General features: G+C 68.7%; 26 protein-coding genes and 2 pseudogenes. 10 read left to right on the top strand and 18 right to left on the bottom strand.

Annotation, left to right across the window (positions count from 1 at the left end):
* Window positions 1-12: 12 nt before the first annotated feature.
* On the bottom strand, window positions 13-2,808 hold the full coding sequence (gene gyrA / locus VNW53_RS07025; protein WP_325554539.1) for a DNA gyrase subunit A: 2,796 nt from the start codon (window positions 2,806-2,808) through the stop codon (window positions 13-15).
* Window positions 2,809-3,054: 246 nt separating this feature from the next.
* Here gyrA and VNW53_RS07020 point away from each other — a divergent pair, with 246 nt between their 5' ends.
* The 3 genes from VNW53_RS07020 (at window position 3,055) to VNW53_RS07010 (ending at window position 5,718) form a co-directional block, all read left to right on the top strand.
* Window positions 3,055-4,110 (top strand): 2OG-Fe(II) oxygenase, encoded by a 1,056-nt coding sequence (locus VNW53_RS07020; protein WP_325554538.1) that lies wholly within the window; start codon window positions 3,055-3,057, stop codon window positions 4,108-4,110.
* Window positions 4,110-5,192 (top strand): 2OG-Fe(II) oxygenase, encoded by a 1,083-nt coding sequence (locus VNW53_RS07015; protein WP_325554537.1) that lies wholly within the window; start codon window positions 4,110-4,112, stop codon window positions 5,190-5,192. The genes VNW53_RS07020 and VNW53_RS07015 overlap by 1 nt, the downstream gene beginning before the upstream one ends.
* Window positions 5,193-5,262: 70 nt before the next feature.
* Window positions 5,263-5,718 (top strand): DUF3617 domain-containing protein, encoded by a 456-nt coding sequence (locus VNW53_RS07010; RefSeq protein ID WP_325554536.1) that lies wholly within the window; start codon window positions 5,263-5,265, stop codon window positions 5,716-5,718.
* Here the strand turns inward: VNW53_RS07010 and ssb are convergent, their stop codons facing one another.
* The 9 genes from ssb to flbT all read right to left on the bottom strand — a co-directional run bounded on the left by ssb (window position 5,719) and on the right by flbT (window position 13,846).
* A complete protein-coding gene (ssb, locus tag VNW53_RS07005; protein WP_325554534.1) occupies window positions 5,719-6,195 on the bottom strand; it encodes a single-stranded DNA-binding protein in 477 nt (158 codons plus the stop codon).
* 134 nt (window positions 6,196-6,329) lie between these two features.
* Complete coding sequence (locus VNW53_RS07000; RefSeq protein ID WP_325554533.1) at window positions 6,330-6,710, bottom strand: hypothetical protein; 381 nt, start codon at window positions 6,708-6,710, stop codon at window positions 6,330-6,332.
* 40 nt (window positions 6,711-6,750) lie between these two features.
* Window positions 6,751-7,425, bottom strand: a complete 675-nt coding sequence (locus VNW53_RS06995; RefSeq protein WP_325554531.1) for a hypothetical protein — start codon at window positions 7,423-7,425, stop codon at window positions 6,751-6,753.
* 61 nt (window positions 7,426-7,486) lie between these two features.
* Complete coding sequence (locus VNW53_RS06990; protein ID WP_325554529.1) at window positions 7,487-10,348, bottom strand: hypothetical protein; 2,862 nt, start codon at window positions 10,346-10,348, stop codon at window positions 7,487-7,489.
* A gap of 204 nt (window positions 10,349-10,552) precedes the next feature.
* Complete coding sequence (locus VNW53_RS06985) at window positions 10,553-11,380, bottom strand: flagellin (protein WP_325554527.1); 828 nt, start codon at window positions 11,378-11,380, stop codon at window positions 10,553-10,555.
* Window positions 11,381-11,559: 179 nt separating this feature from the next.
* Window positions 11,560-11,850 (bottom strand): flagellar protein FlaG, encoded by a 291-nt coding sequence (locus tag VNW53_RS06980; protein ID WP_325554526.1) that lies wholly within the window; start codon window positions 11,848-11,850, stop codon window positions 11,560-11,562.
* A 91-nt stretch (window positions 11,851-11,941) separates the two neighbouring features.
* Window positions 11,942-12,781, bottom strand: a complete 840-nt coding sequence (locus VNW53_RS06975; RefSeq protein WP_325554524.1) for a flagellin — start codon at window positions 12,779-12,781, stop codon at window positions 11,942-11,944.
* A gap of 302 nt (window positions 12,782-13,083) precedes the next feature.
* Complete coding sequence (flaF, locus tag VNW53_RS06970; protein WP_325554522.1) at window positions 13,084-13,461, bottom strand: flagellar biosynthesis regulator FlaF; 378 nt, start codon at window positions 13,459-13,461, stop codon at window positions 13,084-13,086.
* On the bottom strand, window positions 13,421-13,846 hold the full coding sequence (flbT, locus tag VNW53_RS06965; RefSeq protein WP_325554520.1) for a flagellar biosynthesis repressor FlbT: 426 nt from the start codon (window positions 13,844-13,846) through the stop codon (window positions 13,421-13,423). The genes flaF and flbT overlap by 41 nt, the downstream gene beginning before the upstream one ends.
* A 233-nt stretch (window positions 13,847-14,079) precedes the next feature.
* Between flbT and VNW53_RS06960 the strand changes: the two genes are divergently transcribed.
* Window positions 14,080-15,870 carry a tetratricopeptide repeat protein gene (locus VNW53_RS06960; protein WP_325554518.1) on the top strand — a complete coding sequence of 597 codons (1,791 nt, stop codon included), beginning with the start codon at window positions 14,080-14,082 and terminating at the stop codon, window positions 15,868-15,870.
* Window positions 15,871-15,931: 61 nt separating this feature from the next.
* Window positions 15,932-16,432 (top strand): hypothetical protein, encoded by a 501-nt coding sequence (locus tag VNW53_RS06955; RefSeq protein WP_325554517.1) that lies wholly within the window; start codon window positions 15,932-15,934, stop codon window positions 16,430-16,432.
* Here the strand turns inward: VNW53_RS06955 and pseH are convergent.
* Window positions 16,429-17,001: a UDP-4-amino-4,6-dideoxy-N-acetyl-beta-L-altrosamine N-acetyltransferase gene (gene pseH / locus VNW53_RS06950; protein ID WP_325554515.1), complete on the bottom strand. Its 573-nt coding sequence runs from the start codon at window positions 16,999-17,001 to the stop codon at window positions 16,429-16,431. The genes VNW53_RS06955 and pseH overlap by 4 nt on opposite strands.
* Window positions 16,998-17,696, bottom strand: a complete 699-nt coding sequence (locus tag VNW53_RS06945; protein ID WP_325554513.1) for a glycosyltransferase family protein — start codon at window positions 17,694-17,696, stop codon at window positions 16,998-17,000. The genes pseH and VNW53_RS06945 overlap by 4 nt, the downstream gene beginning before the upstream one ends.
* Before the next feature lie 198 nt (window positions 17,697-17,894).
* On the opposite strand from VNW53_RS06945, the gene VNW53_RS06940 reads away from it, so the two are divergent.
* Together VNW53_RS06940 and VNW53_RS06935 are read left to right on the top strand one after the other, a co-directional pair.
* Window positions 17,895-18,764, top strand: a complete 870-nt coding sequence (locus VNW53_RS06940; protein WP_325554511.1) for a MoxR family ATPase — start codon at window positions 17,895-17,897, stop codon at window positions 18,762-18,764.
* 82 nt (window positions 18,765-18,846) lie between these two features.
* On the top strand, window positions 18,847-19,662 hold the full coding sequence (locus VNW53_RS06935) for a hypothetical protein (RefSeq protein ID WP_325554510.1): 816 nt from the start codon (window positions 18,847-18,849) through the stop codon (window positions 19,660-19,662).
* Between the two features lie 15 nt (window positions 19,663-19,677).
* On the opposite strand, the gene VNW53_RS06930 is transcribed toward VNW53_RS06935, so the two are convergent.
* The gene (locus tag VNW53_RS06930) at window positions 19,678-20,052 is read right to left on the bottom strand and encodes a hypothetical protein (protein ID WP_325554508.1); all 375 of its coding nucleotides are present in this window, start codon (window positions 20,050-20,052) and stop codon (window positions 19,678-19,680) included.
* 17 nt (window positions 20,053-20,069) lie between these two features.
* Window positions 20,070-20,882, bottom strand: coding sequence for a universal stress protein (locus tag VNW53_RS06925; protein ID WP_325554506.1), 813 nt, complete (start codon window positions 20,880-20,882; stop codon window positions 20,070-20,072).
* 124 nt (window positions 20,883-21,006) lie between these two features.
* Here VNW53_RS06925 and VNW53_RS06920 point away from each other — a divergent pair, with 124 nt between their 5' ends.
* Together VNW53_RS06920 and VNW53_RS06915 are read left to right on the top strand one after the other, a co-directional pair.
* Window positions 21,007-21,651, top strand: coding sequence for a YfbR-like 5'-deoxynucleotidase (locus VNW53_RS06920; protein WP_414693253.1), 645 nt, complete (start codon window positions 21,007-21,009; stop codon window positions 21,649-21,651).
* Window positions 21,578-22,628, top strand: a pseudogene (locus VNW53_RS06915) (NUDIX hydrolase). The gene VNW53_RS06920 and the pseudogene VNW53_RS06915 overlap by 74 nt, the downstream one beginning before the upstream one ends.
* Window positions 22,629-22,660: 32 nt before the next feature.
* Here the strand turns inward: VNW53_RS06915 and VNW53_RS06910 are convergent.
* From VNW53_RS06910 to VNW53_RS06900, 3 genes are all read right to left on the bottom strand, one after another.
* Window positions 22,661-23,581, bottom strand: coding sequence for a sterol desaturase family protein (locus VNW53_RS06910; RefSeq protein WP_325554504.1), 921 nt, complete (start codon window positions 23,579-23,581; stop codon window positions 22,661-22,663).
* Entirely contained in the window at window positions 23,578-23,967 is a 390-nt protein-coding gene (locus tag VNW53_RS06905; RefSeq protein ID WP_325554502.1) for a hypothetical protein, read from the bottom strand. Before VNW53_RS06905 ends, VNW53_RS06910 begins: the two co-directional genes overlap by 4 nt.
* 111 nt (window positions 23,968-24,078) lie before the next feature.
* Window positions 24,079-24,624, bottom strand: a complete 546-nt coding sequence (locus tag VNW53_RS06900; RefSeq protein WP_325554500.1) for a porin family protein — start codon at window positions 24,622-24,624, stop codon at window positions 24,079-24,081.
* A gap of 302 nt (window positions 24,625-24,926) precedes the next feature.
* Here VNW53_RS06900 and VNW53_RS06895 point away from each other — a divergent pair, with 302 nt between their 5' ends.
* On the top strand, window positions 24,927-26,042 hold the full coding sequence (locus VNW53_RS06895) for a beta-ketoacyl-ACP synthase III (RefSeq protein ID WP_325554498.1): 1,116 nt from the start codon (window positions 24,927-24,929) through the stop codon (window positions 26,040-26,042).
* Between the two features lie 113 nt (window positions 26,043-26,155).
* Here VNW53_RS06895 and VNW53_RS06890 read toward each other — a convergent pair.
* Window positions 26,156-26,301 (bottom strand): annotated as a pseudogene (locus tag VNW53_RS06890) (beta-ketoacyl-ACP synthase III); the annotation flags it as partial.

Here is a 26,301-nt window from a genome sequence, read left to right as displayed (position 1 = left end):
ACTTGTCCGCCCTCAGCTTTCCGAGGTGTCCGGAGCGTCGCCGCCCTCGCCCGCGTCGCCTTCGGCCTCCGCCTCCGCGTCATCCTCTCCGGTGTCGGCCAGGCGTTCGACCGAGACCACATGCTCGTCTTCGGACGTGCGGAAGATGATCACGCCCTGGGTGTTGCGGCTGGCGATGCGCACCTGGCTCACCGGGGTGCGGATAAGCTGGCCCTGGTCGGTGACCAGCAGGATCTGGTCGCTGTCCTCGACGGGGAAGGAGGCGGCGAGCCGGCCGCCGCGCTTGCTGAGATCCTGGGCCAGCAGGCCCTGGCCGCCCCGGCCGGTGCGCCGGAAGTCGTAGGCCGAAGACCGCTTGCCGTAGCCTTCTGTGGAGACCGTCAGGATGAACTCCTCGGCCGCGCCCAGCTCGGCGATCCGCTCGAGGCCGAGCGTCACGGTCTCGCCGTCTGCATCGGCCTCGTCCTCGTCGGCCGGCGCGGCGTCCTCGCCCTCCCCGGCCTCGCCGTTGGCCGCCGCGCGCATGGCGGTGGCGTGCTTCAGATAGGCGCTGCGCTCCGCCGGCGTCGCGTCGACCGAGCGCAGGATCGCCATGGAGATGACCCGGTCGCCCTCGGCCAGGCGCACGCCGCGCACGCCGGTGGAGTCGCGGCCGGCGAACACCCGCACCTCATCGGTGGCGAAGCGGATGCAGCGGCCGAGCGCGGTGGTCAGCAGGATGTCGTTGACGCCCGCGTTGCAGGTGCCGACGCCCACGATCTGGTCGCCCTCGTCGAGCTTCATGGCGATCTTGCCGTTGCGGCGGACGTCCACGAAGTCCGACAGCTTGTTGCGCCTCACCCCGCCGGAACGGGTGGCGAACATCACGTCGTACTGGTCCCAGGTGGCCTCGTCCTCGGGCAGCGGCAGGATCGAGGTGATGCTTTCGCCAGGCTCGATGGGCAGGATGTTGACCCAGGCCTTGCCGCGCGAGGTCGGGGTGCCGATCGGCAGGCGCCACACCTTCAGCTTGTAGACCTTGCCGCCGGAGGAGAAGAACAGCATCGGCGTGTGGGTGTTGGCCGAGAAGACGCGGGTCACCGCATCCTCGTCCTTGGTCGACATGCCCGAGCGGCCTTTGCCGCCGCGATGCTGGGTGCGGTAGATCGACAGCGGCGTGCGCTTCACATAGCCGCCGTGGGTGACGGTGATCACCATGTCGTCGCGGGCGATCAGGTCTTCGTCCTCGACGTCGGCGTCGCCCTCGACGATCTCGGTGCGGCGCGGCACGGCGAAGGCGTTGCGGACCTCCACCAGCTCCTCGCGGACGATGGCCATCACGGCCTCGCGCGAGGCCAGCAGCTCCAGATACCCCTGGATCGCGTCGGCCAGCGTCTGGGCTTCGCCGAAGATCTCGTCGCGGCCGAGGCCGGTCAGGCGCGAGAGCGTCAGCGCCAGGATGGCGCGGGCCTGCTCGTCGGAGAGGCGGATCAGGTTCGCGTCGATGACCAGGGTGCGCGGGTCGGCGATCAGCTCGACCAGCGGCAGCATGTCGCCGGCCGGCCAATCCTTGGCGATCAGGCGCTCGCGCGCCTCCGCCGGGTCCTTGGAGGAGCGGATGATGTGGATGAATTCATCGATATTGGCGACCGCAATGGCGAGGCCGACCAGCACGTGGCCCCGGTCGCGCGCCTTGGAGAGCTCGAACTTGGTCCGGCGCTCCACCACCTCTTCGCGGAATTTCACGAAGGCGGTGACCATCTCCTGCAGGCCCATCTGCTCGGGGCGTCCGCGGTTCAGGGCCAGCATGTTGACGCCGAACGACGACTGCAGGGGCGTGTAGCGGTAGAGCTGGTTGAGGATCACGTCGGCGGTGGCGTCGCGCTTCATCTCGATGACGATGCGCATGCCCTGCCGGTCGCTCTCGTCGCGCAGGTCGGAAATGCCCTCGATCCGCTTCTCGCGCACCAGCTCGGCGATGCGCTCGACCAGGCCGGCCTTGTTGAGCTGGTAGGGGATCGAGTGGATGACGATCGCTTCGCGTTCCTTGCGGATCTCCTCGATCGTCGCCACGCCGCGCATGATCACCGAGCCGCGGCCGGTCATCAGGGCGTTGCGCGCGCCGGTGCGGCCGATGATCTGGCCGCCGGTGGGGAAGTCCGGCCCCGGCACGATGTCGAGCAGAGCCTCCAGCGAGATCTCCGGATCGTCGATGTAGGCCAGGCAGGCGTCGATCACCTCGCCCAGGTTGTGGGGCGGGATGTTGGTCGCCATGCCCACGGCGATGCCGCCCGCGCCGTTGACCAGCAGGTTCGGGATGCGGCTCGGCAGCACCACCGGCTCGTGCTCGGAGCCGTCGTAGTTGTCCTTGAAGTCGACGGTGTCCTTGTCGAGGTCCGCCAGGATCGACATGGCCGCCTTGGTCAGCCGGCACTCGGTGTAGCGCATAGCCGCGGGCGGATCGTTGTCCACCGAGCCGAAGTTGCCCTGACCGTCGATCAGCAGGAGGCCCATGGAGAAGGGCTGCGCCATCCGCACCAGGGTGTCGTAGATCGCAAGGTCGCCGTGGGGATGGTATTTGCCCATGACGTCGCCGACCACGCGCGCCGACTTCACATAGGAACGGTCCGGCGTGTGGCCCTGCTCGTTCATCGAGAACAGGATCCGCCGGTGCACAGGCTTCAGGCCGTCGCGGACGTCGGGCAGCGCCCGGCTCACGATCACGCTCATGGCGTAGTCGAGGTAGGAGCGCTTCAGCTCGTCTTCGATCGCGATAGGGGCGATGCCCCCATGCCGGTCGGCCGGCGGGGTAGTGTTTTCGTCGGTCAAGGGAGGGATTTAGCCGTTAGAATCGGACTTCGTATGTGGGGTCCATGGTTAGCATCCTGAAGACCCCGACGCCAACTTTCGTGCGCGCGTACGCGCGCACGCACGCGCGGAGTGCAATAGCAACACTCTGGCGAAGACTGCATCGCGACCCATCGCGGACGGTGACCGCGGGCTGGCGGCGTCCTAAGAAGCAGTTTCCACAAGGTCTCGTCCGTCCATGCCGCCCGCCCGCAAGTCCCTGAGCCCATGCCCCTGAACCTCGGCGAGGCCGCCCCCTGGTTCACGGCGCCGACCCCCACGAACCCGCAATTCGTGTTCGACACCGCGGCTGGTCGCTATGTGCTGATGGTCTTCCTGCCGAAGGACGACGCGCCGGCCGCAGCGGAAGCCCTGAGGCTGCTGGCGACCCATCGCGCCCGTTTCGACGACCAGACGCTGAGCGCCTTCGTCGTGGCCCGCGACCCGCAGACCGCGGCCACGGCGCAGGACATGCAGGGTCTGCACTGGGTGCTCGACGTGGAGGGCGACGTCAGCCGCCTCTATGGGGTCCTGCAGGCCGACGGAACCGACGCGCCTATGTGGCTTCTGCTCGACCCGACTCTGCGGGCGGTCGCCCGCGTGCAGCTCGCCGCCGGCCAGCAGATCTTCGACATGGTCGCCCGGCTGCGCCCGCCCGCCGACCACGCGGGGACGCCGATGCACGCGCCGGTGCTGACCGTCCCGCGGATTTTCGAACCGGAGCTGTGCCAGCGGCTGATCGCCCTGCATCAGGCCGACGGCGGGGCGTTCACCGGGGTGATGCGCGACGAGGGCGCGCGCACGGTGATGGTCATGGACGAGCTGAAGCGCCGCCGCGACGTGCTGGTCGAGGACGAGGCCCTGCAGGCGATCCTGCGCGACCGGCTGGAGCGGCGGCTGTTCCCCATGGTGGAGCGAGGCCTCGGGTTCCGGGTCACCCACATCGAGCGGTACGTCGTGAGCTGCTACGACGCCGACGACGGCGCGGTCTTCCACCCGCACCGCGATTCCACGACCCAGGGGACCGCGCACCGCCGCTTCGCCTGCTCGATGAACCTCAACGACGGCTATGCGGGCGGCGACCTGCGGTTCGCGGAGTATGGCCCGCGCACCTACCGCCCGCCGCCCGGCGGGGCGACGGTGTTCTCCTGCTCCCTGCTGCACGAGGCGACCCGGGTGACGGCGGGACGGCGCTACGCCTTCCTGCCGTTCTTCTACGACCAGGCGGGGGCGGATATCCTGGAGGCCTATCGCGCGCGGACCCTTACGGAGCCCGCCGCCTGATGGACGCGCCGACACCCTCCCCCTGGACGCCGCCGCTGGAGCCCGGCGACCCCGCGCCCTGGTTCGTTGCGCCGTCGCCGAGCAATCCGAAATTCGCTTTCAGCGCCACCACCGGGCGCTACATCCTGCTGGGCTTCATGCCCCCGTCAGGGCCGCGGCGGGACGCCGCCTTCAACGCCTTCCAGGCGCACCGCGCCCGGTTCGACGACGAGCACCTGTCGGCCTTTCTGGTGCTGCGCGACGCCGCCTCGATCGCCCAGGCGCGCAACCAGCGCCCGGGCCTGCGCTGGTTCCTCGACGCCGAGGGGCGGGTCAGCCGCCTCTACGGCGCCCTCGACGACCGGGGCGGCGAGCACCCCTACTGGCTGCTGCTCGATCCGACCCACCGAACGCTTGCGACGATCGCGTTCGACGACCTGGACGAGCTCTACGCCCGCATCGAAGCCTTGCCGCCGGTCGACGACTATGCCGGCGCGGAACTCCGCGCGCCCGTTCTGATCCTGCCCCGGGTGCTGGAGCCCGAACTGTGCCAGCGGCTGATCGCCACCTACGAAGCGCAGGGCGGCGCGCCCTCCGGGGTGATGCGCGACGTGGACGGCCGCACCGTGGGCGTGCTCGACGATTTCAAGCGCCGTCGCGACCTGTTCCTGCGCGAGAAGCCGATCCAGGACGAATTGATGAGCCGAATCCGCAAGCGCCTGACCCCGGCGATCGAGCGGGTGTTCCAATTCACCGCCACCCGCCTCGAGCGCTACCTCGTCGCCTGCTACGACGCCGCGGACGGCGGCTATTTCCGCCCGCACCGGGACAACGAGACCCTGGCCACGGCGCACCGCCGCTTCGCAGTCTCGATCAACCTGAACGCCGAGGACTTCGAAGGCGGCGACCTGCGCTTTCCCGAGTTCGGCCGCCGCACCTATCGCCCCCCGACCGGCGGGGCCGTGGTGTTCTGTTGCAGCCTGCAACACGAAGCCACGCCCGTCACCCGCGGCCGGCGCTACGCCTTCCTGCCGTTCCTCTACGACGAGGCCGGCCAGGCGATCCGAGAACGCAACGCGGCGGCCGTCGAGGCCGCCTCTTGAGCTTTGCGTCGCTTGCGGATTGGATCGGGCGCTCCCAACTCCGCCGCAATCGCGTGTTTTAGGTCCCGAGATGAAACGCTTCGCCGTCCTGCTCTCGTTCCCCGCCCTGTCGGCCTTGGCCCTGGCGCTGGCCGGTCCAGCCGCGGCCCAGAAGGCGATCAGCCCCGGCTATTGGGAGACCACCAGCAAGGTCACCTCGCCCTTCCCGACCCAGAAGACCGAGCGCCGCTGCCTCCAGCCGGCCGACGTCGCCAAGTTCATGGAAGGCAAGATCAACCACATCTACACCTGCACCTATCCCACCAAGGAGATCGGCGCGGGCAAGATGCGGCTGGAAGGGACCTGCGCCACGCGCGACGGCCCGGCGATCCCGATTTCCGGCCAGGGGACCTTCACCGCCGAAACCATGCACCTGGAAGCGCGGATCACGCCGCAGATCGGCGGCCTGAGCGTCCCGGTGCACGCGACCACCGACGCGCGGCGGCTGAGCGAGACCTGCCCGGACCCCGCCGCGCCCGCCGGCTAGCTAGAACGGGATCTCGTCGTCCAGATCGGCGGAGAAGTCCTCCCGGGGCGCGGAGCTCTGGGCGCGCGGACCCGAGGCGAAGCCGGCGTTGTAGCCACCCTCCTCGCGCGCGCCGTCGCCGTCGCCGCGGCCGTCCAGCATGGTCAGCTCGCCGCGAAATTTCTGCAGCACGATCTCGGTGGAATACTTCTCGACACCCGACTGGTCGGACCATTTGCGGGTCTGGATCGAGCCCTCGACGTAGATCTTCGCGCCCTTGCGCAGGTACTGCTCGCAGACCTTGACGATGTTCTCGTTGAACACCACGACCCGGTGCCACTCGGTCTTTTCCTTGCGCTCGCCGGTGCCGCGATCGCGCCAGGTCTCCGAGGTCGCGACCCGCAGGTTCGCCACCCGGTCCCCGGAGGTGAGCGAGCGGATTTCGGGGTCGGCCCCGAGGTTGCCGATCAGAATGACCTTGTTGACGCTGCCCGCCATGTCGATGTCCTAAGCTTCCGTGGTTGCGGGCTGTCAGCCCGCGCGCAAGCTAGCGACCCGTTAACGGGTGAGCAAGGACTTTGTTCCCGTTACGTTCACGATCCAAGGGAACCGTCCACAGGCTTTCGCGCCGGCTACTGCGTCGGCATGGCGCCGGGAATGGCCAGCCGGCCGTCGCCGGTGCGCACCAGGGCGACGTAACGCGGGCCTTCCAGGCTCGTTGAAGTCAACACGCCTTCCTGTTGAAGAAACAGGAAATTCGCTTGATAGGCGCCAAGAATATCCTGCTGCGACCCGCCCATCCGCAGGAACTTCAGCCGCATGGCTTCAAGATTCGCGGCGCAGGTTTCCAGGTTCGCGGCGTTGACCAGCTTGAAGTACTTCAGCTTGCCGTCCTTCTGGGGCGACACGTGGTAGCAGATCCCCGGATCGCCGGGCGGCTCGGTGCGCTGGCTGCAGGCGGAGAGGGCCACGGCGCAGGCTGCGGCGGCGGTCACAAAGGCAAGGCGTTGCATGGGGCCGATCCTACACGGGTAAATTCCGTCGCGCGAGCCGTCAGCCGGGCGGCGGGCACCCGGGCTGCTCCATCAGCGGGCGGAAATTGCGGTTGTCGCCCGAAGTCTCGATCCGCCCCGGGACCAGCCGCAGGGTCTGGGCCGCCCAGCGCCCGTAGGCCGCCTCCCCGATCCGCTCGCACCGGCCCGCGAACAGAGCCTGGGCGCAGGCGGCGAGCGGCATGTCGGGGGTGAGCCTGCGCCACTGGCCCGCGGCGTAGCGCCAGCAGGCGTCGGTCGGCCCGGCGGCCGCCTGCGGAGCGACGGCGGCCGGCGCGGGCTCGGCCGGCTCCGCCTCGGCGACCTTGCCCTCGCCGGGCGGCAGGGGGGTGATCGCCGTCCCGGCCTGGTCGGCCGCCGCCAGGGCGCCGCTTTGGTCGATCCCCACGTCGAGGGCGTCGGTGGCCACCCCGTTGCGCCGGGCGCAGTCGGCCAGGGTCAGGTCGCCCACAAGCTGGCCGGCGACGAAGCAGCGCAGCGGCTTGGCGGGATCCAGGCGGCCCGGCGCCGCGCCGGTGGAATCGATCACCAGTCCGGCGTGTGAGGCGGGCGGCGGGGCCGACGTCTCCCCGCGGTGGCCGGCGACCAGCGACCAGGCGATCGCCAGGCCGGCGGCGAGCGCGACGGCGGCGCCGGCCAGGGCCAGCACGATCCGGCGGTCCTTCAGGAAATCCATGGCTCTCGCTAGACCGCGGGGGCGCCCGTTTCAAGCGCCCCTCGGGCGGCCGAAGCGCCGATCAGGCGAAGGTGGAGGTGGATGGGGCCGGGTTGCCGCCGGTCAGGCGCGCTAGCCCGGCCTGCAGATTGGCGAGCTCGTTGGTCAGATAGGTCGGCACGGTTCCGGTCTTGCCGGTGGCCGCCGCGGTCTGGGCGGCGGTCTTCGGCGTCGCGGCGGTGACCATGTCCTGGTACGCCTTGCGCACGACGCCCATGGCCAGGTTGATGGTGGACTGGGCGTGGCTGACCTGGGAGGCGTTGCTCAGGTTCAGCGTGGTCGAAAGCCCCAGGCCATAGATCGTGGGCTTGCCGTCCGCCGGCGACGTGACGCCCTTGGCATTGGTGGTGTTCAGGCTGAGCACGCCTTCCGCCAGGCCCAGCGTCGGCAGCGCGTTCTTGCCGGTGGGCCCGGCGCCGAGGGTGATCGTCGCCCCGGCATAGGCCGGCGTGATGCTGAGTTGCTTGGCGCCGGTGAGCGAGCTGCTCACCTTGGCGGTGGCCTGGGAGCCCGTGGCGCGGGCGATCTTCGTGGCCAGGCTGTCCAGGGTCTCGTTGCTGTCGATGGTGATCGTGGTCGCCGGCCCCGAGCCGGCCGCGACGGTGAACTGCTCCCCCGCCCGCAGCGAGCTCTGCGCGGTCAGTTGCTGCGAGGTGTCGACGCCGACCGTCCCCTTCGGCAGGCCGAGGCGGTCCAGCACGCTCGAGCCGCTCGTGTCGACCGCGATCGCGGTCGGCGTGGTCATGCTGCTCTTGCCGGTGAACCGGTTGGAGGTGACGACCTGGCCGGTCGAGATGTTGAGCTGGGCGATGAAGCCGTCCTTCGTCCCTACCGCCGGCTGGCCCGGAAGGTCGGTCCCCGCCTGGCCGCCGATCCAGACCTGGCCGTTGGACACCGCCAGGGAGGTCGCGCGGTCGTTGCCGCTGCCGCCGTAGTAGGCGACGGCGTCGGTCGGGCTGGACGAAAGGTTGGTGTTGACCTGGGCGGCGAAGGCGTCGGTGCCTCCCGACGCGGCGTTGGTGATCGTGCCGGCCGACAGCGCGCCGTTGGCTGTGGTCCCGGCGACCACCACCTGGCTGCCGTTCAGCGCAAGGCCCGCGATCGTGCCGCCCTGCAGGTCGCCCAGGTCGCGGGTGGCGGCCAGCACCGGCGCGCCCGAGGAAATGTCGAAGTTGCGCAGGATCGCGTGGCCGCCCTCGACGCTGGCGGTGATCAGCGAGTTGCCGCTGACGACCATGCCCTTGGTCATGTCCGCGCCCGTCGTGCCGAACGTCTGGGTGAAGATCGACTGCGGCGCGCCCGTCGCCGAGGTCTTGAAACCCTCGATGTAGCCGTCGTACCCGCCGATCGGCGCGCCGCCGCCCGGCAGAGCCCCCTGCGCCTGGCCGGCCACGTAGACCGTGCTGCCGTCTGCGCTGAACGACACCTGGGTGGCCTGGTCCTGCAGCGTGGCCCCGCGGCGGGCGGTCCAGACCTCGTTGCCGCTGCTGTCATAGAGGGTCGTGAAGCTGTCGGTCTGGTCGGCGAACGCGCCCGTGGCGCCGGAGTTCAGGGGCCCGTCGCTCGCGCCGTTCAGCGCGCCGGTGACGGAGCCCACCACGGCGACCTGTCCCGTCGAGGACACCGCCAGGCCCAGCCCGGTCGCCGTGCTGGAGGCGCCCAGGTTGCGGTTGTAGATCAGGTGCCCCGCCGAGTCGTACTTCAGCAGGGCCACGTCCTGCGTCCCCTGTATCGACTGGCCGTTGGTCGTGCCGGTCACGTCGGCCAGCATGTAGACCGAGCCGTCGGAGCCCACCTGCATGGCGTGCACCGTGCCGACGTTCGGATCCAGATTGTCGGCGAACACCCGGCCGGGGCTGAAGTTCGCCTGCCCGGGGATCTGCGGCGGCGCGGCGACATTGGTCGTGTCGGTCTGGAACTTGGTGAGTTGCGCCTGGGTGTTGCCGTCGTTGGTGGTCGGGTCGCCGTCCGGATTGGGATTGCCCACCGTCTGCGCGACATAGACCGCGCCGGCGGTCTGGGGCGCGCTGAAGCTGACCTGCTCGCTGGTGCCGAGATTGATCTGCATGGCGAACTGGTCGGCCGTCGGCGCGAGGGTGACGGTGGTCCCGCCCGCGGTGATCGTCTGCGGCTGTCCGGGGATGCGGCTTGAGGCGAAGCGCGTCTGCACGCCGGCGGCCGACAACTGCTGGTTGATGTAGTTGATGACGTTGCTGATGCTGCGCGGCGCCGTGCCCAGGTTCGACAGGTCGATCGGGATGTTGGTGGTGTTCTTGTTCAGGGTCACCGCGATGTTGAACTGCACATTCCCGTCGAAGGCCGGCACGTCGGCCGTCTGCGAGGTCGTCAGCGGCGGGGTGACGTAGGTGGTCGCAGGCGCGGCGACCGCCAGCGTGCTCTTCACGTTCGTCGAGTCGGCGCCCTCCGCCAGCCGCAGCTTGGCGAAGGCGGTGGAGCTGACATAGGTCGAAAGCTGCGCCATCCCGGTGCTGAAGGCGTTGGCGAGTTGCGACCGATCCTGGGGGCTGAGGCTGGTCTTCGCCGCCTGGTTGGCGATGTCCTGCAGGCTCTGCAGGCCCTGGTAGAGCGAAAAGAGCTTCTGGTAGTCGCCCGTGGGATCGGGTCCGCTAAGCTTGGCCGTGCTGGCGCTGATCAGCGGCTGGCCGGCGAGGGCCTTCTGGACGTTGGCGGTGGACTGGGTCGCGGTCTCGCTGGTGTTCCAGGGCGGCGCAGGCGCCACCGGCGCGGCCGGCGTCGTGGCCGCAGCGCTCGATTGGCCCGTGATCAGCGAGGACAGGTCCAGGCTGATGATGCCGTTGCTATTGGTGTTCGACGTATTGAACAGGCCGAGCACGTAGCTTTGAGTTGCGAGCGACGAGACCATGGGTACGCCTTGCGCGGGCTACAGGCCCCGCGTGTCGCACCATGCCGCCGCAACCCCTGCCCGTTCGTTAACAAACGGCCGATTTCCTCTCGGGAAATCCGTTAAGCCGGGGAGACGGCGGGCCCGATCGCGGACAACAAAAAGGCCCGGGACGCAGCCTGCTGCCCCGGGCCCTCCTTACGCCCCAACGGAACGGTTTGGCCGCTACTTGAAGAGCGACAGGATGATCTGCGGCGCCTGGTTGGCGATCGACAGCGCCTGGGTGCCGAGCTGTTGCTGCACCTGCAGGGCCTGCAACCGGGCGCTTTCCTTGGCCAGGTCCGCGTCCACCAGATTTCCGACACCGGTCGTAAGTTGATCGGAAAGCTGCTGGACGAAGGTGTTGTGATTGCTGATCGCCTTGCTCTGCGACCCCAGGTTGCCCAGCGCCTGGTTGGTGTTGCTGATCGAGGTGGTGAGCTGCGCCAGGACGTTGGTCGCGAAGGTCAGGGTGCCGAGGGACGCGGTGGCCGCCACGCTGATGATGCCGCCGCCCAGCGACATGTTCTGGCTGGAAAGCGTAATGAAGCCCGTGGCGTTGGCGTTGGCGATGAACTTGATCTGGCTGACGCTGCCGTCGAGCATGTTGGCGCCGTCGAAGGTCGCGTTCTGGACCACCTGGGTGATCTGGCCGAGAATCGACTTGAAGTCCGCGTTCAGCGCGTTGCGCGAGGCCGTGTCGATGGACGGGTCCATCGCGGCGACCACCTTGGTCTTCATCTGCACCAGCAGGTCGGAGATCGTGGCGCCCGCCGTGGAGGCCACGTCGGCGATGGAGGTCGCCCGATCGAGGCTGGACTTCACCGCGGCGAGCGAACCGATATCGGCTCGCTGTCCCTGCGCGATGGCCCAGACCGAGGCGTTGTCCTTCGCGCTGTTGATCGCAAGGCCGGTGCTGATGCGGTTCTGAACCTCGTTGAGCTGTGCGCTCGTCTTGTTCAGGTTTTGCAGCGCGATCAGGGCGGCATCGTTGGTGTGTACGCTCAACGCCATCGGCGATCTCCTGGATGACCGCCTGCCCGCTTCCTTGCGAGTCGGGGGCCGTTCGCAGGTGAAGCTATGGATTCATGGTGAGCAGATGGTTAACGCCGACGACGATTGCCGCCTCCGGCTGAGCCGGGGCGGTTAACTTCCCTCGGGTCGCTCCCGGTCCAGCGGGAGTCCCTTAGGCGTCAGGCCTTGGCGCGGACCACATCCCCGGCCTCGTAGTCGAGTTGCTCGCGAAGCTGCAGGACCTGTTCTCGAGGCAACTGCTGGACGACCTCGCCAGTGGCTCGATTGACCGTCTTGTAGACGTAGGAGTTGGTCGCCTTGTCCTCTTCTATGACCAATCGCAGGTCCGCCGGATCCTGGCCTGGAGCCCGGCGCTTTTCGGGCGCCCCGACATCGGGGCGCTGAGGCGCCGGCTTTTGGCCGAAGGTGGGATCTGGGGTGGCTGCGAAGCTCGCAACCTTGCTGTCCATCTCTCCTGTCGTGGACGCTTTTGGCGTCTACGCTCCAATGAGGGAAAAGGCGGACGGCGGAGGGACGAACCCTCCGCCGCCGCCGTACGGCCTACTTGAAGAGGCCGAGTAGGATCGAAGACGACTGGTTGGCGATCGAGAGCGCCTGAATGCCCAGTTGCTGCTTCGTCTGCAGCGCCTGGAGATTCGCGCTTTCCTTCGCCAGGTCCGCGTCCACCAGGTTGCCGATGCCGGTATCGATCGTGTTCTGCAGGTTCTGGATGAACGTCATGTGCGACGACAGAGCCGTGGAACCGGTGCCGAGCTTGCCAAGCGCGGACGACACGTTCGAGATGGCGGTGTTCAGGTAACCGATCATGTTGGTGGCCGTGGTCACCGTGCCGATCGACGCCGTGGTGCCGATATTGGCCGTCAGGTTCGCGCCGCCCAGCGACAGGTCCTGGGCGTTCACGGTGATCACCGAGGTGGCGTCCGCGTTGGCGATCGCCTTCACGGTCGTCCCGGTGCCGCCGCCCAGCAGCATGTTGCCGCCGTTGAACACCGCGTTCGTGACCACCTTGCTGATCTGGTCGCGCAGCGATTGGAATTCAGTGTTCAGGGCCGCGCGGCTGTTGGTGTCCAGCGTGGTGTCCGCCGAGGCCAGGGCCTTTGCCTTCATCTGCGTGAGCAGGTCGGACACCGAGGTGCCGGCCGACATGGCCACGTCGACGGTGGACTGGCCGCGCTGCAGCGAGGAAATGACCGAGTTCAGCGAGCTGGACGTGGCGCGCTGGTTCTGCGCGATGGCCCAGATAGCCGCGTTGTCCTTCGCCGACGAGATCTTCAGGCCGGTGTTGATCCGGTTCTGAGTGGTCATCAGCTGGGCTTGGGTGGAGTTGAGGTTCTGCAGCGCAACCATGGCGCCGGCATTGGTATTGACGCTAAACGACATCGCGTTGGTCCTTTTCTCAGGTCGTCGACCGCCATTTTGACAGCCGTGAGCGTTTTGCTCGGACCTCTAATCAGCAAGCATCGGGCCATTTCGACCCCCTCGCGCCCGGCACGCAACCAACTGTAATTATTACGTTATATTTCTGTTAGCCACGTTTCGGAGCGGCATATTCTGCCTAGCCCCGCGACAGCCCGGCAATTTCTGCCGACCCTGCCCGGCAGAAGGCGCCCAGGCGGAATCAAAACGCCCGCGCCGAGGGCGCGGGCGTCGGAAATCCGGTGGTCGCAGGGTGTTTCTGCGGCTCAGGCGGCGGCGCTGGAGGCGGCGACCTGAGCGGGCGCCAGGCCCTGCATGATCATGCGGTTGATCTCGATGAGCGGCTCGATCTTCTCCTGGCCGCGGATCGCCGCCGAGGTGTGCCGGCCGACCCAGATCGCCAGTGAGATGATCGAGGCCCGCAACGGGGCCGGCAGGGCGTTGCCGGGCTGGGCGCAATCCTCGCCGAGCGCCGTCCAGACGCGGCGGTTCCAATCCAGCGCGTCCACGCGGGCCGGGATGTCGCTGACCTCGGCCTTGGCGGCCTCCATCAGTGCGAGCGTCACCTGCGCGAACAGGCGGTATTCGGCCTGCCGCGGGCTTTCAGCCCGCTTCGCCGCCTGATTGTACGCCTGAAGGGACATGCCCCAACCTTTCCTCTTCGTATTCCATGAGCTTCCGGCACCGCATGAGCGCCTTGTAGTACTCGCGCTCCATGCAATTGCGCGAAATCTCCACGCATTCGTTAAGGATCGCGGGATTGCCGATAACGTTCATGAATTCCGTCAGGCGCCGCACGAACTCATCGTAGTAGCGCTCGGCCCCGGCCTCATCGAGGTACATCATCATCACCGGGAAGTAGATGCGTCGGGCCGGCGTGTTGACCTCGTCCTCCTGCATGATGTCCTTCTCGCGAAGGACAGAGGCCTTGTTCTGGAGGACGAGGACGCCGCGTCGGTCCCCGTTCTGCACCACAGCGCCGTTGAGGACGAACTTCTCCCCCGGCTTCAGCGACAATTTCAGCGGCAAACCCGCCTCCCGATCCCTGCGCGTTGCGAACCTGGCTCGCGATTCGAATGACCCATTGTCGCCTTCTGCAGGGCCCCGCGCACGGAACACTTAGGCAGCGCCGGGTTAACGGCCCATTGCAAAGCTCGGACATGTCCAGGGTGAGCGCGCTTTTGGCGCTTTCCGTGGCGGCCTTAAGCTCCCGTTAGCCATGTTGGCCGAGGACTCCCCTATCCGCCGGAGACTCCTTGTCCATGTCGCGTCAGGCCCCGACCAGCGCCACCTCGGCCCGCGCCCTTCAGGCCGCGGCGCCGACTCCCGCACGATTGACCGTCGACAGCCTTGGCCAGTCGGGCTCCAGCGACGCACTCACCAAGCTGAACAGCGCCATATCGGAGCTGAAGGCGCTCTCCGCGGCCCCGATGCTGCAACGGGCCATGGACGCGATCCGCGCCGAGGACGCCAAGGGCGCGTGCGATTGGGCGCTCAAGGCCCTGGAGCAGGACGAGCGCAACGGCTTCGGCTGGTATCTCCTGGGCATCGCGCTCGAACGCGCCGGCGACTTCGCCAGCTCGATCTCGGCCTACGAGGCGGCGCTGAAACTGATCCCCGATCATGGCGAGGTGGCCAACGACCTCGGCCGCCTGGCCTTCCGCCTGGGCATGACCTCGCAGTCGGAGGCCCTGTTCCGCCTGTTCCTGGAGCGCTATCCGGACCACCCGGAAGGCTCCAACAACCTGGCCTGCGCGATCCGCGACCAGGGCCGCCACGACGAGGCGATCGAGATCCTGCGCCCGGCGATCATCAAGTCGCCCGAGATTCCCATGCTGTGGAACACCATGGGCACCGTGGTCTCCGACCAGGGGGACTTCGCCAACGCCCTGGTCTTCTTCGAGGAAGCGCTGCGGCTGGATCCGACCTTCCCCAAGGCCCGCTACAACCGCGGCAACGCCAAGCTGCTGCTGGGCGACGCGGAAGGCGCGATCGTCGACTGCGAGGCGGCGATGAGCGGCGTGCTCGCCGAGGACGAGCGGCAGATGATGCGCCTGTCGCGTTCCACCATCCTGCTGAACCTCGGCCGCATCGGCGAGGGCTGGGACGACTACGAAGCGCGCCTCAATCCGCAGTTCAACGACCGCACCGACTTCGCCGTCAACCTGCCCCGCTGGGCGCCGGACGCCGATCTGGCCGGCAAGACCCTGCTGGTGGTAGGCGAGCAAGGCCTGGGCGACGAGGTGCTGTTCGGCAACGTCCTGCCGGACGTGATCGACCGCCTGGGACCGAAGGGTCGTCTGGTCCTTTCGGTCGAGCCGCGCCTGGTCCCCCTGTTCCAGCGCGCGTTCCCGCAGGCGCAGGTCGACGCCCACGCCACCTATGTCGTCGGCGGCCGCCTCACCCGGGTCGTGCCGCCGCTGCAGGCAGGCCTGCAGGCCGATCTCTGGACGCCGATGGGCTCGCTGATGCGCGAGTTCCGCCGCTCGGTGGAGGCCTATCCGACCCAAGAAAGCTACCTGGCCGCCGACCCCGCGCGCGTCGCCCATTGGCGCAAGGCGCTCGCCGAGGCGCCGGCGGGCCTGAAGATCGGCCTGCTTTGGAAGAGCGCGGTCGCCAAGGACGCGCGCCATCGCTACTTCTCGCCCTTCGAGACCTGGGCGCCGGTGCTGGCGCAGACGGGCGTGACCTTCGTCAACCTGCAGTACGGCGACTGCGCGGAGGAGATCGAGGCCGCGCGGCGCGACTACGGCGTCGAGATCTGGACGCCGCCCGGGATCGACCTGAAGCAGGACCTGGACGACGTGGCCGCCCTCTGCGGCGCCATGGACCTTATCGTGGGCTTCTCCAACGCCACCCTGAACATCGCCGGGGCCTGCGGGGCGCCGACCTTCCTGATCTCGACCCCCGGCGCATGGCCGCGGCTCGGCCGGGAAACCTCCTATCCCTGGTATCCGAAGACCCGCGTCTTCCTGCCGCCAGGTTTTGGCCAATGGGACGCGGTCATGGCCGACGTCGCCAAGGCGCTGGCCGGTTTCGTGGCGGAACGCTGAGCCGACAGCCGGGTTGATGCTGGGACGGCGCCGCCGGGCGCCGCGAGCCAGGAGCCCGACCATGCCCGATCTGTCCGACGCCTTCGGCGACGCCGATCCGCAGGACGGCGCGGAAGCCCTCGACGAGGACAATCTCGACCTCGCCGAAGAGCGCAACGAGATGCGCACCTTCGAGGAGTTGCCCGATCTCCTGGACATGACCCAGGCGGACGGCGACCGTGACGACGACGAGGCCGTGGCCCTGGACGCCGATGAGTTCGACGAGGATGCCTTCGGCGACGCCGACACCGAGGAGGACCACGAACTCGACCTGCATGCCGCCACCGAGGAGCGCGAGGACGACCTCGATGGCCAGGGGCCGGAGGACGGCTTCAACGAGGATCGCGTCTCGGCGCGCAGCGTCGAGGGCCTCGACCAGGTCGCCGACGCGGGAACGGTCGAGGGCGGCGAGGACGACGTCACCGACTTCCAGGCTGCCGAGGTCTCGGACGCCGACCTGCAGTCGATGGGCTATTCGGAGCCCGCCCGCGGCGGCGGCGTCCGAGCCAAGCCCGAGCGCTAAGCCGGCAGGTCGAAGCCCCGGGCCACGAGGCGATCGCGGCTGGCCTGCCGCTGCTTCGCCCAGTCGGACGCCAGCAGGCCAAGCCCCACCACATCGGCGGGCACGCCGTCCTTGCGGACATGCTGGCGGAACAGCGCCTCGCGCTGGAAACCGAACCCCTCGTGCAGCTTCCAGACGCCCTGGTTGTCGACCAGCACCTCGCACCAGAGCTTGTTTAGCCCGAGCTCCCCGAACACGTGCTCGATCACCCAGTATTCGACGAAGGCGCCGATCCCCTGCCCGCGCGTCGACGGCTCAGCCAGGTAGTAGGCCCAGGACGTCCGCCCATGCTCGGGCGCCAGGTCGTAGAGGTTGGCCAGGCCAACCGGCGCGCCGTCCGCCTCGATCACCCAGTAGCGACGCCGCGCGTCGGCCACGACGCCGGCGAACCACCGCGCATGCTCTTCCGGCGAAATGGCGTGGTCGCTGTACATCCAGCGCGCCACCTCCGGCTGGTTGCGCCAGGCGAGCAGCCGGTCCCGGTCGGCGGCCGCCAGCGGGCGCAGCACGACGTGCGGAGCGCCGCTCACGCCGGGATCGCCGAGCTGTTCACCGGCAGGGCGACGACAGCGTCGGCGCCGAACGCCGGGTCGAAGGGATAGAGCTTTGCGTAGACCTCGCGCACGAAGGCCAGATCCGGCGGCACGTCGACGGTCCACCGCAGGGCGGCGAGGGACTCGTGCCGGGCCACCCCGGCCAGCCGATAGGTCTCCGGCCGCCGGTAGACATAGGGCGTCACGTGCTCGCGCTCGTAGGGGTCCCGGGCCCGCTCCGCGGCCTCGAGCAGGGCGCCAGGCTTGATCACCTCGGTGTCGAGGCCGTGCGGATAGGTCCGCGTCCCCAGGGTGTTGGAGGTGTAGTCGGCCCCCACGTCGATATGGTGCTGGATCACCTGGTCGATGAGGTCGGGATCGGTCAGCGGACAGTCGGCGGTCAGGCGGACCACCGCGCTCGCCGCCGGATGGCGAGCCAGGGCGGCGCGATAGCGGTCGAGCACGTCCTCCAGGGCGCCGCGGAAGACCTCCAGGCCCAGGCCCTCGCAGTAGGCCGCCAGGGGGTCGTCGGACGGGTCGGTGCTGGTCGCCACCATCAGCTTGTCGATCCGCCTGGCGCGGCGCAGCCGCTCCACCTGGCGGCCGATCATCGGCTCGCCCAGCACCGGCGCCATGACCTTCCCGGGCAGGCGCGAGGAGGTCATCCGGGCCTGGAGAATGGCGAGATTCAAGACGGCGGCGCCTCCTTGCGCCCTTCACCTAGCGCCGAATCTGGCGCGGCGACAACGTGCTGCGCGCCTGTCCCTGACCGGCGGGTCTGGGGAGGAGCGCGGCGTTGAAGCCGCTTGCAAGCCGCGCGCGTGGCTTTAGGCTGCGGCAGACAAACAACTGTTCGAACTCGGGCCTGAGCGCCCATCGCGGGGAGCCCCATGAGCCAGCGTTTCGAAGGCACCGAGAACTATATCGCCACCGAAGACCTGAAGGTGGCGGTCAACGCCGCCGTGGCGCTGGAGCGGCCGCTGCTCATCAAGGGCGAGCCGGGCACCGGCAAGACGGTGCTGGCCTACGAGATCGCCAACGCGCTCGGCGCGGACCTGATCACCTGGCACATCAAATCGACCACCAAGGCCCAGCAAGGCCTCTACGAGTACGACGCGGTGACCCGGCTGCGCGACAGCCAGCTCGGAGAAGAGCGGGTGAAGGACGTCCGCAACTACATCAAGAAGGGCAAGCTCTGGGAGGCGTTCACCGCCGAAAAGCGGCCCGTGCTGCTTATCGACGAGATCGACAAGGCCGACATCGAGTTCCCCAACGACCTGCTGCAGGAACTCGATCGGATGGAGTTCTACGTCTACGAGACCGACGAGACGATCAAGGCCAAGGTCCGGCCGATCGTGATCATCACCTCCAACAACGAGAAGGAGCTGCCCGACGCCTTCCTGCGCCGCTGCTTCTTCCACTACATCCGCTTCCCGGAAGCCGAGACGATGAACGAGATCGTCGAGGTGCACTATCCGAACATCAAGCAGAAGCTGGTCGCCGAGGCGCTGCGCATCTTCTACGACATGCGCAAGGTGCCGGGCCTGAAGAAGAAGCCGTCCACCTCCGAGCTGCTCGACTGGCTGAAGCTGCTGATGGTCGAGGACATCGACGCCGAGGCGCTCAAGGAGCGCGATCCCACCAAGCTGATCCCGCCCCTGCACGGCGCCCTGCTGAAGAACGAGCAGGACGTCCACCTGTTCGAGCGCCTGGCCTTCCTGGCGCGGCGCGAGGGCGCGGGCTCGCGTCCGGGCCAGTAGGTAACGGGCGTTACGTCGAATTCACTCGCCTTCTGAAGGGGCTCCGGTCAGATTCCTTCGCGAACGGACTGGAGCCTTTTTCATGAAGTCGCTGCTCTTCCTTACCGTCTGCGGCCTGATGGCCGGCGCCGCCGCCTGTGCGCCCACCAAGCCGGCGACGGCGCGCGTGGCGCTCGACTGTCCGGCCAACAAGGGCGACCTGAAGCTCACCGCCACCGCCGCGGACCGGAAGAGCTGCACCTACGTGACCCGCGACGGCGACGAGGTGTCCCTGCGGCTGATCCCCGTGTCGACCACCTACGAGGCGGCGCTGCAGCCCATCGAGCAGGAGCTCCAGGCCGAAGCGCCCAGCGATCAGGCGACCGGCAAGGCCGCCGACGCCAAGGGGGAGGCCCCCGCCAAGGCGTCCTCGGGCGCTGCCGCGGAGGCGGCCAAGGCCGCCAAGCAGGCCGCCGACGATGCGGTCGGGCAGATGCGCGACGCCAGGAAGGACCGCGACATCGACGCGGACGACAAGGTCTCGGGGGATGTCGGCTCAGATCACGGCGACCACGCCGACATCAACCTGCCCGGCATCCACATCAGCGCCGACGACGACAAGGCCAAGGTCAACGTCGGCATGGTGCATGTCGACGCCGGCGAGAACGGGGCGACGGTGCGCGTCGCGCGCGACGTGCGCCTGCGCGGCGAGGCCCTGTCGCCGGAGCGCCACGGCTTCCGCGCCACCTACATCCTGGCCAGGGACAACCTGAAGGACGGCTGGAAGACCGTCGGCTACGAAGCCGGTGGTCCCAAGAGCGGGCCGATCACCGTCGCGGTCTTCAAGGTCCACGAGGGCCACCGCCACAACGTCTCCGAAGACGTCAAGCGCCTGGTCCGCGACAACGGCGGCGTCTAGCGGAGCGGGCGGCGCCTACCCCGCCGGCTGCACCTCGACGACCTTGTAGGTCAGGGGCCGGCCGTCCTCGTCGGTGACGGTCACGTACTCACCCACCGCGAAGCGGTGCTCGCCAAGGCGATAGGGCTGTTCATCGTCGGTGACATCGCCCTCCTCGTAGTCGAAGTACCAGCGCTGGCCGCGCTTCATCAGCCGCCCATCCGCCGGATCCTCGTCGGGCGCGAACCGGCGCACCGCGCACGCGTCCTTGGTCTTGGCATAGGCCGCCTCGTCCAGGCGCCCCTCATCGGTGAGCGGCGCGGTGAGGGCATAGCCGCGGTGGTCGTCGCCGCCGGCGAATTCCGTGCCAGGGTTGCGGGCAAGCCGCATGACGATGCGCGACAGGGTCATTGGACGTCCTCTTGAGACTAATGGGACAAGAACAGCGAAGGCTCGTCGGAGTTCAACAGACTGCGCGTCGTTCCGCCGAATATGAACTCCTGAAGCCGCGGATGGCCAAAAGCGCCCGCCACCAGGATATTGGCCCCTGCCTTCTTCGCCGCATAGAGCAACAGCGGGGCCGCGTCGCCGCTGTCGGGCAGGATGTCGACCTCGGCGTCGACGCCGCGGGCGGCGTAGTAGGATTTCAGGCGCGCCGGATCGAAGCTGCGGGAACTGGCCTTGGGCGCCGACAGGATCACCACCTTGGCGGCCTTTTCCAGCATCGGCAGGGCCAGACGGGCCGCGCGGCTGGCCTCCTTGCCGCCGTCCCAGGCCACGGCCACCGTGCCGCCCATCTTCAAGCCGTCGCGGGCGATCAGCACCGGGCGCTGTTCGTCGGCCAGCATCTGCTGGAAGGCTTCCGCCAGCGGCCCGCGGCCGCGGGAGGGGTCGGAGGTGAACACCACCACGTCGGACAGCCGGCTCTCCGCCGAAAGCCCGGCCCAGACCGGCGTCTGCAGGGCGACAAACCGGCTCTTGGCGTAGGTGACGCCCTCCATGGCGGCGCGCGCGTTCTTCTCGCCGGCCTGGGCGGCCTCCTTCAGGGACTCCAGAGCCGTGGTCTGCACCCCGCCCAGGAACCCCTCGCCCATCCAGGGCATGACGTCCGCCACGTCGGCAGGGGTGTAGACGCCGGCCATCTCGGCCTGGAAAGGCTCAGCCAGCATGACCGCGGCGGCGACGGCGGCCGCGTCGCCCGCTCCGCCGGACAGCGGCGCCATGATACGGGCCCAGCTCATCGGTTCGGCTCCTCGTACGTGAACTTCGACGCCCCAGCGCGTAGGGTCGCATTGATCTTTCCCGGGCCATGGGTCAGGTCACGACCTTGCCAGTGACTGGCTTGACTGTGGAGGGAACGCTTCGGTGAGGAAAGGGCTGCGTCGTTCGGCGTCGGAACCGCGCGCCTGGCAGCGGATGCTGTCGGGCCGGCGGCTGGACCTGCTCGACCCCTCGCCCATGGACATCGAGATCGAGGATATCGCCCACGGCCTGGCGCGGGTCGCCCGCTGGAACGGCCAAACGGTGGGCGAACACGCCTTCTCGGTGGCGCAGCATTCGGTGGTGGTCGAGGAGATCGTCGCCCACATCCAGCCGGACGTGGCCCCGCGCTGGCGCCTGGCCGCCCTGCTCCACGACGCCTCGGAATATGTGATCGGCGACATGATCTCGCCGTTCAAGGCCGCGCTCGGGGTCAACTACAAGGATTTCGAGGAGCGGCTGGAAAACGCCATCCACACCCGGTTCGGCCTGCCGGCCAAGACGCCGGTCCTGGTCAAGAAGCTGATCAAGCAGGCCGACCGGGCCTGCGCCTTCTTCGAGGCCACCCAGTTGGCGGGGTTCACCCACGCCGAGGCGCTGGCCTTCTTCGACGCCCCGCCGCCCGGCTACAGCCTGACCATCGACCCTTTGCCGCCGGCCGCGGCCCAGGCGCGCTATGTGGAGCGGTTCCACGTCCTGTCCGAGGCCGCCGGCTACGTCACCGTCGCCGCGGCGTTCGACACCGAATGAGCGTCGCCGCCGACAGCGCGGTGATCATCGGCCTGTCGGCCGTGGTCGTGGCCATCCAGGCGGACGACGCGGTGGTGCTGACCGTACGCCCCGCGGGGGCCAGCGCCGAGGGCCTGCCCTTCGGCCCCTTCGACCCCAAGGGGCACCGCACCTTCGAACTCGCCATGCGCGCCTTCGTGACCGAGCAGACGCGCTTCACCCTGGGCTATGTGGAGCAGCTCTACACCTTCGGCGACAAGGGCCGCGACGCGCCGCTCGCCGACATGGGCCCGATGGCCGACGGGGGCGATGAGCACGCCCGGGTGATCTCCGTAGGCTACCTGGCCCTGGCCACCGCCGCGGTCGACACCCACGCGCCGGGGTCGGAGTGGCGGCCGTGGACGCGGTTCTTCCCCTACGAGGACTGGCGGGCGGGACGGCCGCCGGAACTCGCCGCGATCGAGGAGGCCCTGCGCCGCTGGGCGGCCGGGGACGCCCGGCGCCTCGCCCGCGCGCGTCTCGCCTTCGCCCTGGAGGACGCGCCCTGGAACGAGGAGCGGGTGCTGGAGCGCTATGAGCTGCTCTACGAGGCGGGTCTTGCTCCGGAAGCCGCCCGCGACCGCGGCGAGGCCGCCACCGCCCTACCCGCCGCCCTGGCCGCGGCGCTGGGCGAGCCGATGCTGTCGGACCACCGGCGCATCCTGGCCACCGCCGTCAGCCGCCTGCGCGGCAAGCTGAAATACCGCCCCGTGGTCTTCGAACTGATGCCCGAGGCCTTCACGCTCTCGGCCCTGCAGCGCGCGGTCGAGGCGATCGCCGGCGTGCCCCTGCACAAGCAGAACTTCCGCCGCGCCCTGGAGCGCGCCGAGCTGGTCGAAGGCCTCGGCCGGATGGACTCCGAGACCGGCGGTCGCCCTGCTGAACTCTACCGCTTCCGCCGCGAGATCCTGAGCGCGCGGCCCGTCTCGGGCCTCAGCCTGCCGCTGCTGCGGGACTGAACCGCCGCCATCGCGCGATGGCGAAGCCAGGATCAGGCCGCTTCATGTTTCGCCGGCGCCTGGACGGCCTTCTGGCGCGCCGCCCACGCGGCCTTCAGCGAGGCCGAGGTGTCGCGGCTGCCGTCGGGGCTCCAGCCGGGCGGGCCGAACAGCCAGCCCAGGGCATGACGGGGCGAGCGGATCAGGTCGGCGGCGATGCCGACCCACTCGTGGAAGGCCACACGCAGCGGGTTGAAGGTGCCGAGGTTGTGCACCAGGCCGTAGCGGCAGGCCTCCTCGTCCAGCTCCGGCTGGAAGGTGCCGAACATCCGGTCCCAGACGATCAGGATGCCGGCGTAGTTCCTGTCGAGGTAGCGCGGGTTCCTCGCGTGGTGCACGCGGTGGTGGCTGGGCGTGTTGAACACCGCCTCGAACCAGCGCGGCATCCGCCGGATCGCCTCGGTGTGGATCCAGTACTGGTAGACGAGGCTGATCCCCTTCTCGATCGCCACCATGGCCGGCGGGAAGCCCAGGAGCGACAGCGGCAGCCACAGCGCCCAGGTCCCCGCCACGCCGCCGGTCCAGGTCTGCCGGAGCGCCGTCGAGAGGTTGTAGTGCTGCGAGGAGTGGTGGTTGACGTGCGCCGCCCACCAGATGCGCCGCTCGTGGCTGAGGCGGTGGAAGACGTAGTAGGTCAGGTCCTCGGCGAAGAACACCAGCACCCAGGCCCAGGCCGCGGTCATCGGGATCGTGAACAGCCGGTGGTGGTAGAGCCAGATCGCGCCGGCGAAGCTGATCGCGGCGAAGGGCGCGCCCGACAGGGTCGAGAACAGGCCCATGACGAGCGACGTGGCCGTGTCCTTCGTCTCGTAGCGGGCCTTCAGCTTGCCCAGTCGCGCCAGGGCGATCTCGGCGATCACCGACAGGATAAAGAACGGGGTCGCCAGCGTGACCGGATCGGTGGGGAACTTCATGCCGCCAGGTCCCTGGGCGGCCAGGCCCCGAGCGCCAGCACCGCCCTCGGCGCGGCGAAGTCCCCGAGCGGCAGGGCGACGCGGCCGTCCTTGACGCCAGCGCGGGCCGCGGCGTCCCAGGCGATGGCGCGGGCCACATAGCCGTCGCCCATCCGCGAGAGCACCAGCGCCGTCTCGCCGGACCTCGCCACCGCGCCCAGGCCGTCCGCGGCGATCCAGAGGCCGCCGATCCGGGCGTCGGGAAATTCATCGGCCAGCCAGCGGCGGGCCGCGGCCTCGTCCAGCACAGGCGCGCCACGGCCGCGGGTGGCCAGGGCCGCGAGGCCGACCATGGCGGCGACGGCGGCCGCCGACACGGCGAGCTGAATCAGGTCGGCGAGCTGCATGGGCCACAAGGCTGGGATGGCGCGCCCCCGCGGTCAAGGAAAAGCCCTCCCACCTCGCCCGCGGCGAGATGGGAGGGCCCTTCGACACGGCCTGTTTGAGGCCTTGTGGCCCTAGAACTTCCGCACGTAGGCGACGGACCAGACGTTGGCGTCCTCCACCCCGTGAGTCTGGAAATCCTCGCGGGTGTAGTCGAGCCGGACGCCGTTCTTGCCGTCGAAGGTGTACTGGCCGCCGACGCCGAAGTTCCACGAGTCTCCCTTGAGCGAGGAGGTCACGCCGGGGACGGCCGCCGAGCCGGAGGTGTGGCCATAGCCGACACGGGCCAGCAGGTCGAAGTTCGGCGAGATCGGCAGGAAGCCCACGCCGTAGATCGCTTCCTGGCTGTTCAGCTTCTCCTTCACGGAGGTCCCACCGACCGTGACCGTGTCATCCTTGACGCCCCAGGACGCTTCGCCCTCGACGCCGAAGTATTGGCCGAAGCGGGCGCCGAGCCGCGCCTGGACCGCGCCCAGGTTGATGTGGCTGAGCGAGGTGTCGTCATAGCCGAGAGTTCCGTAGAACGTCGTTCCGCTGGTTGCGGTCGTCTGGGCTGAGGCGACCGCCGGAACGAGAGCGCATAGCGCCAGGGCAGAAGCGGCGGTGATCAAAGCTTTCATCTGGAATCGTCCTTACAAGTCACGCGAACAGCCCAACCCACGTGGGGTTCGGCTCCAAACGCGGCTCGCGATTGTCGGTTCGGCCTTATTGGTATGGCGAACACCGTATGTGGCTCGCCGGCAACTAGAGCCCTTCCCACTCAGGTCGGATCGACCTGAGTGGAGGAGAAGGGCTCCAGATATAGCCGACGACCCTGTTTGATCCCGGCTGACTTGATTCAAGTCAGCCGGGACAGGGTCTAGGAGACGGAGGAGCCCCGCGTGCTATCACTGCCGCCTTCGCCTCTGGAGATGTGACCCCCTTGCCGCAAGCCGTAATCTCCGCCACCGGCCTCTATACGCCGCCCTACAGCCTCTCGAACGCCGAGCTGGTCGAGACCTTCAACGCCTATGTGGAGCGGTTCAACGCCGCCAACGCCCAGGCGATCGAGGCCGGCGAGGTGGCCGCCCTGACCCCGTCCTCGGTGGAGTTCATCGAGAAGGCCTCCGGCATCAAGGCCCGCTATGTGGTCGACAAGACCGGCTTGGTGGACCCGGACCTGATGCGTCCGATCATCCCCGAACGCCCCAACGAGGAGATCTCGGTGCTGGCCGAGATGGCCGTGGAGGCGGCGAGGCAGGCGATCGAACGCTGGGGCAAGCCGGCCGGCGAGATCGGCGCGGTGATCTGCGCGGCCTCCAACATGCAACGCGCCTACCCGGCCATGGCCATCGAGGTGCAACAGGCGCTGGGCATCGAAGGCTTCGCCTTCGACATGAACGTGGCCTGCTCCTCGGCCACCTTCGGGATCAAGACCGCCGCGGACTTCGTGGCCTCGGGCTCGGCCAAGGCCGTGCTGATGGTCAATCCGGAAATCTGTTCCGGCCACCTCAACTTCCGCGACCGCGACAGCCACTTCATCTTCGGCGACGTGGCCACCGCGGTGATCGTCGAGGACGCGGCCCAGGCGTCCGGTGGCTGGGAGATCCTCGGCACGCGGCTGAAGACCCAGTTCTCCAACAATATCCGCAACAACTTCGGCTTCCTGAACCGCGCCGCGCCGGAAGGGGTCGGCGCCGCGGACAAGCTGTTCGTGCAGGAGGGCCGCAAGGTGTTCCGCGAGGTGGTGCCGATGGTCTCCGACATGATCGTCGAGCACGCCCAGGACATCGGCGTCGATCCGCACGGGCTCAAGCGCCTGTGGCTGCACCAGGCCAACATCAACATGAACGAGATGATCGGCAAGCGCGTGCTGGGCCGCGATCCGGCGCCGGGCGAGAACGTCATCATCCTCGACGAGTTCGCCAACACCTCCTCGGCGGGCTCGATCATCGCCTTCCATCGCGCCAACGACGACTTCGCGCCCGGCGAGACCGGCCTGATCTGCTCGTTCGGCGCCGGCTATTCAGCCGGCACGGTGTTCGTCAGGAAGCGGTAGCTACCTCGCCACTGCGGCGGCAAGGGCGGGAGGCGAAGTCAGTGAGGCGCTTCGGGCGCCGGCGGAGGCGTCTCCGGTTTCGGGTGCGCGGCCTTCCAGTCCATCATCGCCCGCACGCGGCGGCCGATCAACTCGTTCATGTTGATGTTGGCCTGGTGCAGCCAGAGCCGCTTCAGGCCCGTAGGATCGATCCCGAGGTCGCCGGCGTGCTCGATGATCATGTCGGAGACCAGGGGCACCACCTCGCGGAACACCTTGC

It is taken from the genome of Phenylobacterium sp., assembly GCF_035569475.1.
Taxonomy (GTDB): Bacteria; Pseudomonadota; Alphaproteobacteria; order Caulobacterales; family Caulobacteraceae; genus Phenylobacterium.
This window is presented reverse-complemented; position numbering and strand designations above follow the sequence as displayed.